The following is a 15,081-nucleotide window of genomic DNA, read 5'->3' on the forward strand; positions in this document are numbered from 1 at the left end:
ATTTATTGGGGCTGGTAGAGTAAAGCTATGCATTTACTCGGAGTGCAAAGCACATGGATTATATTCAGCTTAATCATGACAACATCGAGAATGAGCACATTTGTTGCGGCTTTTCTGATAAGAAATGTGCCAACAGCTACCAAGCTAAAAAACAATGGATGAGCCAGCAATTTGAACAAGGGTTTGTATTTCAGCGTTTAGATGAAAGAGCCAAGGTCTTTATTGAGTATCAAGCTGCCGAGCAAGCATGGTTACCCATTGTTGCGCCACAGTATTTGGCGCTTGGTTGTTTTTGGGTATCTGGTAAGTATAAGAAGCAAGGTCATGGCAAAGCCCTGTTGGCGAAGGCGCTTGGTGCAGCTAAAGAAAACAACAAGCTCGGTTTGGTTACCGTTGTAGGCAAGAAAAAATATCACTTTATGAGCGATACCAAGTGGCTGCTAAGGCAAGGCTTTGTAGTGGTTGATGAGGCGCCAAATGGCTTTTTGCTCTTAGCGTATCAATTCCCCAATTCTGCAGACGAGCAAAAACCGCGTTTTGCGGACTCGGTGCTTAATGCAGATCTTAGCAATGCTCAGCGAGGTTGCCTTGTTTATTATTCTAATCGCTGTCCATTTGCTGAGTATCATGTCTTAGAATCTCTGCAGCAAAGTTGTGTTAAGCGGAACATCCCGTTAAGCATTGTTAAATTAGATAGTGTAGAAAAAGCGCAAAACTGCCCTTGTCCACAAACTATCTTTAGCCTTTATTATCAGGGGCAATTTATTACCACTGATATAAGCGCTTGTATGGATAGTCGTTTTGATAAGTTTATTACGCCTTAGGCGTAATCTTGAGGAGAGTAATGGCTAAAGTCATTTTTCTGTGTGGTTTTATCGGTTCAGGTAAAACTACTTACGCAAAAAAGCTAGCGGCGGAGCTGCCGGCATTTCGCTTTACCATGGATGAGTGGATGATCCCTTTGTTTGGCGAACACATGGAACGAGAGGTGTTTGATGCGCGACAAGCTACTCTTTATGGCTTGTTTCAACAATCAGCAATATCGTTATTGAGGTTGGGAAACTCAGTTGTGTTTGATTGCGGCCTTTGGCAAAAAACAGAGCGAATAGAAATGGCTCAGTGGGCCCAAGCTGAAGGCTTTGAGTTTGAGATTCACTATCTAGACGTAAGTTTTGAGCAATGCTGTGAACGCGCTTACTCACGTAATAAAGATCGTGGTGAGAACGCTTACGAAATGACCCCCGAGATGATGGAGATGTTTTGGCAACAATTTGAGAAGCCGAGTGCAGAAGAAGTTGTTATTAGAGTTTGCTCTTAGCGCTTTGCGAAATGGGGCCAATATCTCTTACCTAACTACTTTTTTGTATCTCAATCATAGATTCTTTCACAGCTCGCTTATTGTTTCGTAGGTATAAACGAGCCCAATTATAGCTAGTATCATCGTTTCTCAATGCGTTACGCTATCGGCATAATCAATCATTTACCTATCTAGTCGAATATCTATTTTTTAGGTAGCGCAGTGACAAAACGATATGCATTAAACTCTTGACCATTGTAGCGGCCGCGAACCTGTACCGAGGTCATCGTCATTACACTTGCTACAGATTTTGCGGTTACGGTATGTGACATCGTATTCTCGAAAACACCGAATGATTCTTGATTAACAATCACTCCAGGGCCTGGTGCAATTTTTATAGCTAAGCCTTCTATCTCACCATCGGATTCAATAACAACCTGATAGCTAAATTCACGATCGACCAAGTCCAATATCTTTGGTGTTACAACTCTAACGCCATCGGGCAGCTTTATTGGTCTATTCAATATTGGGTCATAGCTTCCATGAAATCGTCCGTCCTCGCAGGCTGAGCTTATACCTGGTGTAAGCAAGCAGAACAAACTCAATAGTATTAATTGTGGTCCATTTTTTATATTAAACATCAGTAACTTGCCTTCTGTGATACTTCTTACGTATAGGCTTTTTAAAATCCTAGGATAGGCGGAAGTAAATATTATTAATGATTAATCATTGCAGCAATTCCAATTGTTATCAGTATGTTTAAGGTCAAACATCGATCTACTCCACAATAATGGTTGACCAATATAGATCTTTATCGCACAAAATGTGAACCAATATTGAGTCATGGTTTACCAATGGATTAGCTTAAGGGGGAATTTAGTTCCAGTCATAATCTGAATAAAAAGGATTTAATATGCCCCACATGGTTGAACGCTTTAATAAGCGTCTTTGTTTGACCTTGCTAGCCGCCTCTTTAACTTCGTTATACGGATGTGGTAGCAGTTCTGACGATGGTACTTCCCCCCCAGTAGATGACAGTTTTACAGTTGGTATTTTTGAGCCAGTTACCTTAGAGAAAAATTTAAGTGGCGATTCGTTACAACGAATTGACTTTGAAGTTTCTATCGACAGTGACTTTGCCAACTTATCGCTATACATCGATGACAAGCTTGCAATAGACAATATTGATATTCCTGCCTCCGGTATCAATACTATTAATGTATTAGTGGATATTGGTGAGGTGGGGCAAAAAAGTATTAAGTTAATGGCCCGTGGTGGTGATATCACTGTTAATAAAATGGAATTTAGTGAGCGCCCCAATTTATTACTGCCTAAGTTTGTTGATATTGCTGAAGAGGTGGGGATCACAGACCAACTCAATCTACCTAAATATGGTGGACCAACCGTTGCTGATATTAATAATAATGGTTACTACGATCTTATTCTTAATAACCATAACTGGCGTCCAACCAACCAGCTTTATTGGAATAACCAAGACGGCACGTTTACCTTAAACACTGGTGACTGGGATGGTTCTTTATCATGGGGTGACATGCATGGTACCGCCGCAGCTGATTATGACAAATCGGGTGATTTAGGCATTATCGTAACGCGAGGTGGCGGCAACGGAACAACACCTTCATACCCAGACTTTTTCGTTAACGAGGACACTACACTAACAGAGTCTTACCAAGAGGTAGGCATCACTGAAAGTGCCCGTGGTCGTGGTGCTCGTTTCATTGATATGAATGGCAATGGTTTCCTTGACCTAGTATTCATTAATGCTGAAGGCATTAACGGTGACAGTGGAGCACAGCATCTATTTTACAAAAACAACCTAGACGGAACCTTTAGTCGAATTGATGTACCCGGCATCGAAAAAGCTAATACTGAACGGGTATTAGTGTTGGACTACGATGGTGATGGTGTAGATGACTTGTTATTCCTCACTCCGATGACCTTGTGGAAAAATAATGGCGATTTCACGTTTACCGACGTAACAGACACAGCTTTACCTGAGAATGTACGCCAAACATGGCAAGTTCAAGCGGCTGCTGATGTGGATGTGACAGGAAATGGTTTTGCAGATATCTACTTATCAAAAGGCCTTCCGCATTACCAACTTTCAAATCGTTCTTTAGACTTTAACCCGACCTCACAAACACTTGATCTTAACGATGATGGTAATCAGGGGCGCAGAACCATGCAGCTCACGGTTGAAGATTCGTTTACACTAAAAAATCTTCACCTCACTTATCGTCAATATGACGGTGGTTTCCCGATAATGCTGGGCGAGAACAAAGTTGCCCATGAAGTGGTTAAAGTTGAGGATTACTACACACTTCCTGAAGACCTAACTATTGCCCAAGAAGCAGCAATGGGGTGGCCAGAAAATCGTGAAGAAAATGGTATTTACATCGGCTACGTTGGCGACAACCAGTGGAATGTGGAATGGGTTAAAAATGACAACGTGTTTTGGCAGGTAGCGTTCTCACTCGATAACATTCAAAATGTGAATACTGCATGGGAGCCTCAGAACCGAAATCAGCAAGATATACTGTTGGTTAACAAAGGCGGTGTATTTGTTGATGAAACCAGCGAATGGAATCTCCCTCCAGGTGGTAATCACTGGGGCGTTACTTACGGAGACTTTAACAACAACGGTTACAATGACATCTTTGTTCATCGCTATGGTTTCTTAAAGGAACGTGTTACCGATTATCTATTGCTAAATACTGGTGAAGGTAAATTTGAATTAACTCAAATGCATGGCGCTCATGATCCAAAAGACCCTGGTCATGGTGACATGGGACAAGCCTTTGCTCTTACTCGTGATGGTAAAGTTGACTTACTTAATGGCAGTGAAGACGGCATTTGGTATCTCTACAAAAACCAAACAGAGATTACCGACAGCCATAGTTTAGTGCACGTTGGTTATAGCCCAGTGCATAATGTCGACCCAATGTCGGCAGTTGTTAAAGTGTCAGTTGAAGGTAAGTCTTATACAAGGCGTGTTGGCTCTTCTGGAGAAAACTTCTCACAAAGTTTACTGAACACAGTACATTTTGGTTTAGGTAAATCTACAGCTATCGAACAAGTCCAGATTACGTGGCGTAACGGTGAAACAGTTTATTTAAATGCTCCGGCCATTAATGAACGAATCACCAGTGATGATGCTGAAATGCCAGCGCCTACTGATATCGATTTAGGTCGCGAAGAGCGTAAACTGCGCCCGGGTGATAGCTACCAGATCACACCAAGTTTTACGCCGGTTAATGCGATTAATGGCGTGACTTACACTTCAAGCGCTCCAGATCTAGTGTCAGTTAGTGACACTGGCTTAGTCACTGCAATAGAGCTAGGCGAGGCAACAATCACTGTACAATCCACTGCTGCCGAAAGTGTCTCTGCTTCATTGCTGGTGAAGTCAGGCGAGTTTGACCCTATCTATGCAACAGGCATTAGCATCGACTGGGAAGAACAAGCTGTTTACATTGGTCAAAACTACCAATTAACCGCGCAGCTTACTTCCAGTGAACCTGGAGAACTACCTGATGATCCTTCAATTCTATGGTCTTCATCTGATGTGAGTGTTGCAACCGTATCAACCAGTGGTCAAGTTAACCCTATTGCTGCGGGTAATGTTGTGATTACTGCAACTGCTGTAGGTTCTGAAGTAGCTGATCAAGTAAAAGATACCGTTTCATTGGATGTAGAGGCATTTGTAGAAGCGAGTGTTGTATTTGATGACAACAGTAAATATCTCGGACCAGAGCTATGTACAAATCAACCCCTTGATGTGGTAGCAAATTATCATGCTGGCTCGGGGTCAGAAGTTAACAGCAATGGTTTAACCTTCCGCTTAAGACACATGGATGCTGGTTGGGGGCTTGTTAATGATTACATCATTGAACATCCTGAATCGGCTAACAGTGAATCAGGTACGGCAACTGCTGAGTTTGACCTAAGTGATCCTTTAGTTATCCCAACTGCAGATCTTCCAGACGGGCACTTCCACTTCCTATTTGTTGAATTTATTACTGACGAAGGTAAGAAATTCGAGAGGGGTATCGGTTGGGCACCTGGCGATATTAAAATCGTAGACTGTATTTAAGTTTACTTTGCAAGAGCCGACTTATCGGCTCTTGCTTTCTGTTGTTATCCTACCATTGAGCTTAGCGAGCTTGCGCTTATCATTCTAACAAGACTTATGTTCTGGACCGCGCTAGGGCAACCAACTTGTGTTGTAATCAGTTTACTCTTTCAAATCGAAAAATACTTTTTGGCTCAGCGGCAGAGTTTTGATTGGCATGTCAAATAATGCTCTGTTTTTTATCATTTTTATTTAATGTTATTGCTCAATAGCTATTGTAAGGAAGTTCGCAAAGCAATAGACTAAATTTCATAAAATATGATGGTAATACAACCTTGATACTGGTGACTCAACGACAATAACCAGCGCAAAGGCTTTAAACTCCAGGGATTGGGTTTGATTAGCAAAGCAAAACGTTCTAACAAGTGTATCGTTGCAGAATCTCTTGCGGCGTTATTGGCTACCTTATTATTGGGATTTGTTCTCGCTCATCTCGAAGCGTTTGAAACCCTATATTCCTTTTCTCGCAACCATGAAAGTTGGGAACTGGACGAAATCATCTTAATGGTGTTGTTATCTCCTATTTTTTTGTTGTGGCTTGCGGTACGCAGATGGGCCGAAGCTCAATACGAAGCAAAAATAAGAGAAGAGCGCGAATCTCAGTTGGCTTACCAAGCGACTCACGACCCGCTCACCGGCTTAGCTAACCGAATATCTTTGGAAGACCGCTTAAGCCAAGCAGTGGCACGCTGCAATCGAAACAACTCTCGTATCGCTGTATTGATGATAGATCTTGATGATTTTAAAAAGGTAAATGACTATTTAGGGCATGATGCGGGAGACCGTTTATTGCGGGAAATTGCCCAAAAAATCGCCTCAGGTATTCGAGCCGAAGATACCATCGCGCGGTTTGGTGGAGATGAGTTGGTTGCGGTACTAAATTGCGACAAAGGCCAATCAGCATGCTTGTTATCTGTAGAGCGCATCATAAAGGCCTGCAATTTTACCACTGTTATCGATGGCCTAAAGATTGAAACTTCGGCCAGTATTGGGGTGACATTCTATCCGGAACAGGATCAAGAAAGCTTGGCTCCGGAGCAATTAATCCGCCAAGCTGATCAAGCCTTATACCGCGCAAAACTGGCTGGTAAAAATCGTTATGAGCTATTTGATGGAGAAAGCGCTCGAACGATCAAGTCTCTATTTGCTCAACGCGAAGAGTTTAAAGCAGCCTTGGCAAATCAAGAGTTGCAACTCTACTATCAAGCTCAAGTGAATACCAAAACCGGACAAGTGATTGGTGCTGAAGCGCTATTGCGCTGGCTGCATCCTAACTTGGGAATACGTTCCCCTGTGAGTTTTTTGCAGGCCATTGAAGATCACCCGCTTATTATTGAGTTAGGCGAGTGGGTAATAAACCAAGCTTTGGCTCAACTAGAACGTTGGCAACAACAAGGCGTGTATCTTAAAGTAAGTGTCAATATATCTGCTTTTCATATCCAACAAGATAATTTTTCCGAACGCTTAGATTACCTTTCTAAGCAATACCCAACGGTAAAGCCTGGCTGCTTAGAGCTAGAGATTACAGAGACGGGAGTATTAGATGACTTTGCTCAAGTCGCAAAAGTGATGGCACAATGCCAAGGCCTAGGTTTTAGCTTTGCATTGGATGACTTTGGAACTGGTTATGCGTCTTTAAGCTATTTGCAAAGCTTGCCTGCCGAACTCATCAAAATTGATAGAAGTTTTGTTCGCGATGTATTGGACGACCCTAAGGATCTCCGCATGATAAAAGGCATTATCAGTTTGGCAAAAGTATTTTCATTGCCGGTTATTGCAGAGGGAGTTGAAAGCAAAGCACAACAAGACAAGTTGTTGAGCTTAGGCTGTGCGCTTGCCCAAGGATATTTTTATGCAAAGGCCTTACCCGAGCGAGAGTTTCTGGAATGGCTCTGCAACAGGCAACGAGGTGCAGTTAGCAACCAAACTTTGCCACCGCTGCCTTGCACTAGCGCCGGTGATTTAGCTACTTAAGGCTTATTTATATTAAGTTGCAAAGAGCATGTTTTGTAAAAGCGGCCAACAGACTCAATAAATAGTATTGTTATGCGTCGCTTTGTTGTAATTTGGTTGTATCAATGTAACGAAATGTGATTTTGTGACTTCCAGTAAAAACGCGTTAACTAACAACTGCAGTTATTTATTGCACTCTAATATTAACCATAGTGAAATTACGCTTAATGCTAGCTCACCATTTCACAACCCATTGTTCTTACAAGCCTTAGAGCAACAAGCATGTGTGGGTGCTAATAGCGGCTGGCAGCCTCATCATATAGAGTTGCCCGATCATCAATTATTGTTTCCCAGCTATTTAAAGTCACATAGCTATGGTGAGTATGTGTTTGATTGGGCCTGGGCCGATGCTTATCAGCGTTACGGTTTACAGTACTACCCCAAGCTTGTAACCATGCAGCCTTTTACGCCTATCGGCGGGCAGAAGCACTTTGGTAATGCCCTCACTGATAGCGCCGTTTCTCAACTAACCGATAGTGTGGTAGATATTTGCCAACAACAGAGCTTAAGTTCTTGGCACTGCAATTTTATTGAGCAGTATTTTGCCGAGCAATTACAAAGCAATGGCATGATGACGCGTCACGGGGTGCAGTTTGAATGGCATAATCAAGGCTATGCTAGCTTTGAAGATTATGTATCACGTTTTACCTCTCGCAAAAGAAAAACCACTAACAAAGAGCGCAGAGTAGCGATATCCAGCGTGGACGAGATAGTTTGGCGAACGGGCGACGATATCAACTATCAAGCCTTAGAGGCATTTTATCTTTGTTATCAAACTACCTATATGAAGCGTGGACAAAAAGGCTATTTGTCGTTTGGATTTTTTCAGCAACTCGCTAAGCAAATGGGCGATAACATGCTGCTGGTGACAGCAGAAAAAGACCAGAAAATTGTGGCTAGTGCTTTGTTCTTTTTCGACCAAGATAACTTATATGGCCGCTACTGGGGGTGTTTGCAAGAGCTAGATATGCTGCACTTTGAGTTGTGCTTTTATCAAGGTATTGAGTTTGCGATTACCAAGGGAATGCAGCGGTTTAACCCGGGAACTCAAGGTGAGCATAAGCTTTACCGAGGCTTCGAACCGGTGACTACGTATTCTTCTCACTATGTTGCTCGTAGTGACTTTTCCGCTGCAATAAAAGATTTTTGCCTCGAAGAACAGCGTCAAATTGCGCAATATGCCGAACAGTGTAAGAAACTGCTTCCTTATAAAATACAAGCCTGAGTAAAATGGAGTTAGTCATGGATGTCGATTTACAGTGCCGTTGTGGGAAAATAAAAGGGCAGATAAAGCAAGTAAGCCCAAGCGCTGTTAAGCAGCTAGCCTGTTACTGTGAAGATTGCCGCAAGTTCGCTCTACATTTGCAGAGCGAGGGAGGCTCAATAAACCAATATGGTGGCTCCGAGCTATATTTAGCGGCGCCCGCTAAGGTTGAAATAGTTGAGGGCAAACAGCAATTAGCCTGTTTGCGACTAACGCGCAAAGGCATTTATCGCTGGTATAGCCAATGTTGTAATACACCAATTGCTAATACCGTGGGCATTAAACTGCCCTTAGTAACGGTTTATCAAGATTTTGTGGCTGCAGAGCAAACTAGCGCTTTACAAAGTCAAATTGAAGACTTGGGAGCCGTAAATGAAGATGAAGCCTTAAAGCCACTACCCAAGGCACTGTTGGGAGCATCCCCACGGATAACCAAATTTAAACTGATTGTTAAATTACTAAGCTGGAAACTGACCGGAAAAGGAAAACCCAATCCTTTCTTTGAAAACTCAGGCAGGGCAAAAGTAAAACCCTTGATACTTAAAAGCTAGTCTAAAAAGTTAACTCGCTTGTTCTATAACTGATTTAATTAGCCCTCACGAGCTGTGAAGGCTGTTACAGATTATCTGTTCGTCTTTTTCGAGCTCTTGTAATGGCCATTGCCCTTTTTAGATTTAGGTTTATAGTTGAGAATTGAAATGGGCACTTCCTTCTTTGGCTCAAATCCTTCTACTTCTTTGCGCTCAATAAGGTGGCCAATTCGGCTTTCTATTGCACATAGGTTTCTAAAGTCATCTTTTGATACAAAGGATATCGCCTCGCCGCTTGCGCCTGCGCGGCCGGTTCGACCAATGCGGTGCACATAGTCATCGGCTTGGTCGGGTAAATCGTAGTTAACCACTCGATTTAATTCTTCAATATCAATACCGCGAGCGGCAATACCGGTGGCTACTACAAACTTTACCTCACCGGCTTTGAAGCTTTCTAACAACTTAGTTCTCGACGCTTGGCTACGACCGCTGTGAAAGGCTTCTGCAGCTATTCCGCGTTTTTCCAATTGGCTAACTAATTTGGCCGAGCCATGTTTGGTTTGAATAAAAATAAGCGCTTGCTGCCAATCATTTTTGTTAATCATGTGACTAAGTAATGATGACTTTTTGTCTTTGTCTACGGTGACTAGCCATTGATCAATATCAGGCGCGTTGTTGGCATCGTGGGTAAGCGATATTTCAACCGCATCACCAATCGTGGTCTTAGCAAGTTGTTTAACTTGTTTAGATAGTGTGGCCGAAAATAATAGGCTTTGACGCTGCTCAGGTAGGCGATCAACGATTTTGTTTATGTCGTCGATAAAGCCCATATCTAACATGCGGTCAGCTTCGTCGAGCACTAAGGTATCTAGCTGGTCAAAGTGCACCGCACGTTGATACATCATGTCCAACAATCTACCGGGAGTTGCCACCAAAATATCTACACCGTAAATTAGGGCCTGTTTTTGCGGTTCTGAGTCTACTCCGCCAACCATTGCTAAAGAGCTTATTTCAAGGTGTTTTGCATAGTCCTTTATACTTTGCTCAACTTGCTGAGCTAGCTCTCTAGTAGGGGCTAATATTAAAGCGCGTACTCTTTTACCGCGCAGTGCTTCGGTTTGCTGGGAAATACTTTGTAAAATGGGTAAGACAAAACCGGCAGTTTTACCTGTGCCTGTTTGTGCAGCTGCAATCAGGTTCTTGCCATTTAATACCAATGGAATGGCCTTAGCCTGAATCGGAGTAGGCTGTTGGTAGTTTTGTTCTTGTATGGCTTGAATAAGCGTTGTGCTTAAACCAAGTTTTGTAAAAGGCATTGGAGTACTCTGCTAAATAAGCGGCAACAGCTAGTATAGTATCTAGCCTGTAAGGTAACGAGCGCGGAGTGTAGCACCTTATTTACTTGCAAGCTTGGGAATTAATAGCTTTCTTCGCTGGTCTATAGTTGGCGACATATAGTGGAGTGGGGTGATTATGATTTCTTGCAACGAATATGATTATATTGAAATAGCCTGCATGTTTCGCTACTCCGTTAGGCTGCAATTGAGAGACGATACCGTGCTTGAAGGCATAGCAGTTGATACCTTTACTAATCAACAGAAACAAGAATGTATCAAGTTACAACAGGAAGAAGGTGAATGCCTTGTACTGCTTGATAGCCTTAAGCAGTTAAAAGTATTAAGTGACAACCCGCGTTTTACTCTAGTGGACTTTGCTTGAGGTTTTGTATCGTTGGCTTTAACTAAAAAAGGCGAGCCATGCTCGCCTTTTTTAGTTTACGCTTGCGCTAGAGTTACTGGCGCTGATGTAAACGCACATTCAGCATGCGTAAGGTAGCTTGAATACCAGCAAATACCTGGTTGGAGTTAACCCCACGGGTATGAAATTGCTTAGCATCATCGGCCCATTGAATCACACATTCGGTAAGTGCATTTGCTTGACCACCTGGTGGGATTCGAACTTCGTAATCAATCAGTTCGGGCATGCTTAGCTTAGAATCGCTTAAAGGATGATCGAGTGCTTTCATGAAGGCATCAAAACCCCCGTTACCGTGTCCTGAGCTCTTATAAACCTTATCACCAATGCGCAGGCGAATGTTGGCGGAAGACTCTAAATCCAATCCACTGGTAATTGAGCAGTTAAGTAACTCAATATGGGCGAAGTCATTGCTCTCCATGATATCGGCGATAATGAACGGTAAATCGTTAGGTGTGATAGTGGCTTTTTGATCGCCTAACTTAACAATTTTGTCGAGCAGCTTTTTCTGATTCTCTGGAGATATTTCTATCTCCATCGCTTCTAGGTTTTTAATAATTGAGGCTTTACCTGCCATTTTACCTAAGGCATAACTGCGTTCACGGCCGAAGCGCTCAGGGCTTAGCTCGGTAATGTATAAACCACCTTTATGGTCACCATCGGCATGAATACCAGCGGTTTGAGTAAATACGTCTGCACCAACAATCGGGGTATTAGCGGCTAGTCGTTTACCGGAAAAGCTTTCAACTAGCTTGGCAATATTGTGAATTTCTTTTTCATCGATATTTAGCTGAAAACCGAGCTTATCTTTAAGTACTACTGACACTTCGGCTAACGAAGCATTACCAGCGCGTTCACCCAAACAGTTCATGGTGCAATGTAGCGCAGCTACGCCGGCCTCTGCCGCTGCCATGCTATTGGCTGTGGCTAAACCGTAATCGTTATGCGGGTGAAAGTTAAACTTAATACTTGGGAAGCGCTCAATCATGTCAGTTAAGCTATCAAACACTTCTTTTGGTGCCATTACCCCTAGGGTATCTGGCAACATAAAGTGTTCTATGCCTAAGTCTTTAAGTGCGTCGACCAGCTGGTATACGTAGTCTGGGCTATCGGCATAGCCGTTTGACCAGTCTTCCAAGTAGACGTTTACGCTTAAGCCTTGGGCTTGGGCATAACTCACCGTTTGTTTAATGTCGGCGATATGCTGCTCAATGGTTTTACCTAGTTGATTAGTACAGTGGTTTAAGCTGCCTTTGGTCAGTAGGTTAATGATTTTAGCGCCCGATTCTACAATCCAATCAACGCTTTTGGTGTGATCAACAAAACCAAGAATTTCGATTTGATGCAGGTGTCCCGCGTTGCTAGCCCAGTCGGTAAGCTGTTGTACCGCAGATTTTTCGCCGTCTGAAACACGTGCAGAGGCTACTTCGATACGATCAACTTTTAAGGATTGGAGTAGGGCTTTACCTACACTGACTTTTTCTTGAGGGAAGTAAGACACACCTTGGGTTTGTTCGCCATCGCGAAGGGTAGTGTCCATGAGTTGTATTGAGCGGTTTTGCTCCATAAACCATGTCTCGCAGTAAAGAAGTTAGCTAAAGAGTAGGCGCTACCTTAGTAGCGCCTAGCTGCAACTATGCGCTTGGCCACAACCAAGGTAGTTGTTGTTTGTGTTTGGCTTCAAATTCAGAGATCTTGTCTTCAAATTTTAAAGTCCAGCCAATGTCGTCAAGGCCTTTAGATAAAGTCTCTTTACGGAATGGGTCTACATCAAACGCTACTTCTTTACCGGCAGGAGTTTGAATTACTTGATTCTCTAAATCGATAGTAATTGAAATACCAGGTGCGGCTTCTACTTCATCCATTAATGCTTGTAATGTTTCTGCATCAACAATGATTGGCAAGATGCCATTTTTAAAGCAGTTGCTGAAGAAAATGTCAGCGTAGCTAGTTGAAATAATTGTATTAAAACCGTAATCGGCAATTGACCAAGGTGCGTGCTCACGTGAGCTACCACAGCCAAAGTTATCACCGGCGATTAGGATTTTAGAACCCTTAAATTCAGGGCGGTTTAATTCAAACTCTGGGTTGTCAGAGCCATCTTCTAGGTAGCGCCAATCGTGAAAAAGGTGAACACCAAAACCGGTACGTTCTACTTTTTTCAAAAACTGCTTAGCAATGATTTGGTCGGTATCTACGTTACTACGATTCATTACCGCAGCAACTGAGCTGTGTTTTTTATATGGTTGCATAATAAACTCCAAAAATTTCACTCACATTGATTAATCAACGTGTTTACATTATTTCCAATTACGTAAATCGACGAACTTACCTTCAACGGCCGCTGCTGCTGCCATTGCTGGTGATACAAGGTGGGTACGACCCCCTTTGCCTTGTCGTCCTTCGAAGTTTCGGTTTGAAGTTGATGCACAACGCTGTTCAGGTTGAAGGTAATCACCGTTCATCGCTAAACACATTGAACAACCCGGCTCACGCCATTCCCAGCCAGCTTCGATAAGCACTTTATCAATGCCTTCTTTTTCAGCTTGCTCTTTAACTGGGTAAGAGCCCGGTACAGCGATAGCTTGAACACCAGGTGCTACTTTTTTGCCCTTAGACACTTCTGCAATAGCGCGGAAGTCTTCAATACGGCCATTGGTACATGAACCAACAAATACCACGTCTACTGGGAAGTCGGTCATTTTCTTACCTGCTTCTAGGCCCATGTAGTTTAGGGCGCTTTTAGCAGCTAATGATTTAATTGAGTCTTCAATCTTGGCTGGGTCAGGAATAGGCTGGTCAACAGGCAGCACTTGCTCTGGTGAAGTACCCCAAGTTACTTGAGGTGCAATGTCTGCTGCGTCTAATTCAACTACAGCGTCGTACTCAGCGCCTTCGTCGGTAGTTAGAGACTTCCAGTATTCTACAGCTTGTTCCCAATGTTCGCCTTTAGGTGCAAACTCTTTGCCTTCTAAGAAATCGAAGGTTTTTTGGTCTGGTGCAATAAGACCAGCACGCGCACCGCCTTCAATCGCCATGTTACATACGGTCATACGACCTTCCATGCTTAAGGCTTCAATTGCACTACCGGCAAATTCAATTACGTAACCGGTGCCGCCAGCAGTACCAATTTTACCAATGATGGCGAGTACGATGTCTTTAGCAGTTGCAAACTGAGTTAGCTCGCCGTCTACTTTAACCAACATGGTTTTAGATTTTTTCTGTTGGATGGTCTGAGTAGCCATAATATGTTCAACTTCAGAGGTACCAATACCAAACGCAAGGGCACCAAATGCACCGTGTGTAGCAGTGTGGCTATCACCACAACAAACCACCATACCTGGGTGAACAAAACCATGCTCAGGTACAACAATGTGAATTACACCGTTATTGGCATTGTTCATATCGTATAAGTTGATGCTGTTGTCGGCACAGTTTTGCGCCATAACTTCAATTTGTTTTTTGCCGATTGGGTCTGGCAAAGAAGCGCGGTCGGCAGCTTTAGTAGGAACACAGTGGTCCATAGTGGCCAAAATGCTGTGTGGATTGCGAACCGGGCGGTTAGCCATACGCAGACCTTCAAAGGCTTGCGGGCTTGTTACTTCGTGCATGAGGTGACGGTCAACAAAAAGGATAGATGCGCTACCTTTTGGTTCGTGGACTACATGCGCGTCCCAGATCTTTTCGTACATTGTTTTTTTCATGGCTTCCTTTACACCCTGTCTGTTGCTCTCACTCGCGCTATTCTTATTTATTTAGTCAAGCTTTAAGCGAATACTACTAACTTAAACTGTTTCTTTTATCTGTCTGCTAATTGTGTTTTTTAAGCGAATTATTCTGCAAAAATAACCACAATAAAGACCCGACATCATAAAACAACATCACAGGTGCAGCAAGGGGCACGCGCCAATGAATGTGTATATGACGGCGAACGTGCTGTTTTGCCAAATGAAAGCGCTGTCAGTCATAAAATTCGCAAATAATCATGCTTTGTTAGTGAAAACTTAAGTAGCTTTTGTTTTCATCACTTCAAATAGTTGAACGAGGTGTTTGCGCGCAGTTTGCGATA

General features: G+C 43.0%; 12 protein-coding genes. 7 read left to right on the forward strand and 5 right to left on the reverse strand.

What is annotated here, in order from left to right:
* The first annotated feature begins 53 nt into the window (after positions 1 to 53).
* On the forward strand, positions 54 to 824 hold the full coding sequence (locus tag LQZ07_RS11315; protein ID WP_152782379.1) for a GNAT family N-acetyltransferase: 771 nt from the start codon (positions 54 to 56) through the stop codon (positions 822 to 824).
* Between the two features lie 20 nt (positions 825 to 844).
* Positions 845 to 1,318: an ATP-binding protein gene (locus LQZ07_RS11320; RefSeq protein WP_152782381.1), complete on the forward strand. Its 474-nt coding sequence runs from the start codon at positions 845 to 847 to the stop codon at positions 1,316 to 1,318.
* Positions 1,319 to 1,500: 182 nt separating this feature from the next.
* Here LQZ07_RS11320 and LQZ07_RS11325 read toward each other — a convergent pair whose 3' ends face one another.
* Positions 1,501 to 1,821: a hypothetical protein gene (locus LQZ07_RS11325; RefSeq protein ID WP_152782383.1), complete on the reverse strand. Its 321-nt coding sequence runs from the start codon at positions 1,819 to 1,821 to the stop codon at positions 1,501 to 1,503.
* A 389-nt stretch (positions 1,822 to 2,210) separates the two neighbouring features.
* On the opposite strand from LQZ07_RS11325, the gene LQZ07_RS11330 reads away from it, so the two are divergent.
* The 4 genes from LQZ07_RS11330 to LQZ07_RS11345 all read left to right on the forward strand — a co-directional run bounded on the left by LQZ07_RS11330 (position 2,211) and on the right by LQZ07_RS11345 (position 9,278).
* Complete coding sequence (locus tag LQZ07_RS11330) at positions 2,211 to 5,411, forward strand: FG-GAP-like repeat-containing protein (protein ID WP_152782384.1); 3,201 nt, start codon at positions 2,211 to 2,213, stop codon at positions 5,409 to 5,411.
* A gap of 375 nt (positions 5,412 to 5,786) precedes the next feature.
* On the forward strand, positions 5,787 to 7,424 hold the full coding sequence (locus tag LQZ07_RS11335) for a bifunctional diguanylate cyclase/phosphodiesterase (protein ID WP_152782386.1): 1,638 nt from the start codon (positions 5,787 to 5,789) through the stop codon (positions 7,422 to 7,424).
* 124 nt (positions 7,425 to 7,548) lie between these two features.
* Positions 7,549 to 8,688 carry a GNAT family N-acetyltransferase gene (locus LQZ07_RS11340; RefSeq protein WP_152782388.1) on the forward strand — a complete coding sequence of 380 codons (1,140 nt, stop codon included), beginning with the start codon at positions 7,549 to 7,551 and terminating at the stop codon, positions 8,686 to 8,688.
* A 17-nt stretch (positions 8,689 to 8,705) separates the two neighbouring features.
* Complete coding sequence (locus LQZ07_RS11345; protein ID WP_152782390.1) at positions 8,706 to 9,278, forward strand: DUF6151 family protein; 573 nt, start codon at positions 8,706 to 8,708, stop codon at positions 9,276 to 9,278.
* 71 nt (positions 9,279 to 9,349) lie between these two features.
* Here the strand turns inward: LQZ07_RS11345 and LQZ07_RS11350 are convergent, their stop codons facing one another.
* On the reverse strand, positions 9,350 to 10,573 hold the full coding sequence (locus LQZ07_RS11350) for a DEAD/DEAH box helicase (RefSeq protein ID WP_152782392.1): 1,224 nt from the start codon (positions 10,571 to 10,573) through the stop codon (positions 9,350 to 9,352).
* 157 nt (positions 10,574 to 10,730) lie between these two features.
* Here LQZ07_RS11350 and LQZ07_RS11355 point away from each other — a divergent pair, with 157 nt between their 5' ends.
* On the forward strand, positions 10,731 to 10,976 hold the full coding sequence (locus tag LQZ07_RS11355) for a Rho-binding antiterminator (protein ID WP_040307707.1): 246 nt from the start codon (positions 10,731 to 10,733) through the stop codon (positions 10,974 to 10,976).
* Positions 10,977 to 11,049: 73 nt separating this feature from the next.
* Here the strand turns inward: LQZ07_RS11355 and LQZ07_RS11360 are convergent, their stop codons facing one another.
* The 3 genes from LQZ07_RS11360 to leuC form a co-directional block, all read right to left on the reverse strand.
* A complete protein-coding gene (locus tag LQZ07_RS11360; protein ID WP_249483649.1) occupies positions 11,050 to 12,552 on the reverse strand; it encodes an alpha-isopropylmalate synthase regulatory domain-containing protein in 1,503 nt (500 codons plus the stop codon).
* A 94-nt stretch (positions 12,553 to 12,646) separates the two neighbouring features.
* Positions 12,647 to 13,264: a 3-isopropylmalate dehydratase small subunit gene (gene leuD / locus LQZ07_RS11365; protein ID WP_016403980.1), complete on the reverse strand. Its 618-nt coding sequence runs from the start codon at positions 13,262 to 13,264 to the stop codon at positions 12,647 to 12,649.
* Between the two features lie 48 nt (positions 13,265 to 13,312).
* Positions 13,313 to 14,716, reverse strand: coding sequence for a 3-isopropylmalate dehydratase large subunit (gene leuC / locus LQZ07_RS11370; RefSeq protein WP_152782397.1), 1,404 nt, complete (start codon positions 14,714 to 14,716; stop codon positions 13,313 to 13,315).
* Positions 14,717 to 15,081: the final 365 nt, after the last annotated feature.

Source organism: Agarivorans sp. B2Z047 (genome assembly GCF_023373605.1).
In the GTDB taxonomy this organism is placed as follows: Bacteria; Pseudomonadota; Gammaproteobacteria; order Enterobacterales; family Celerinatantimonadaceae; genus Agarivorans; species Agarivorans albus.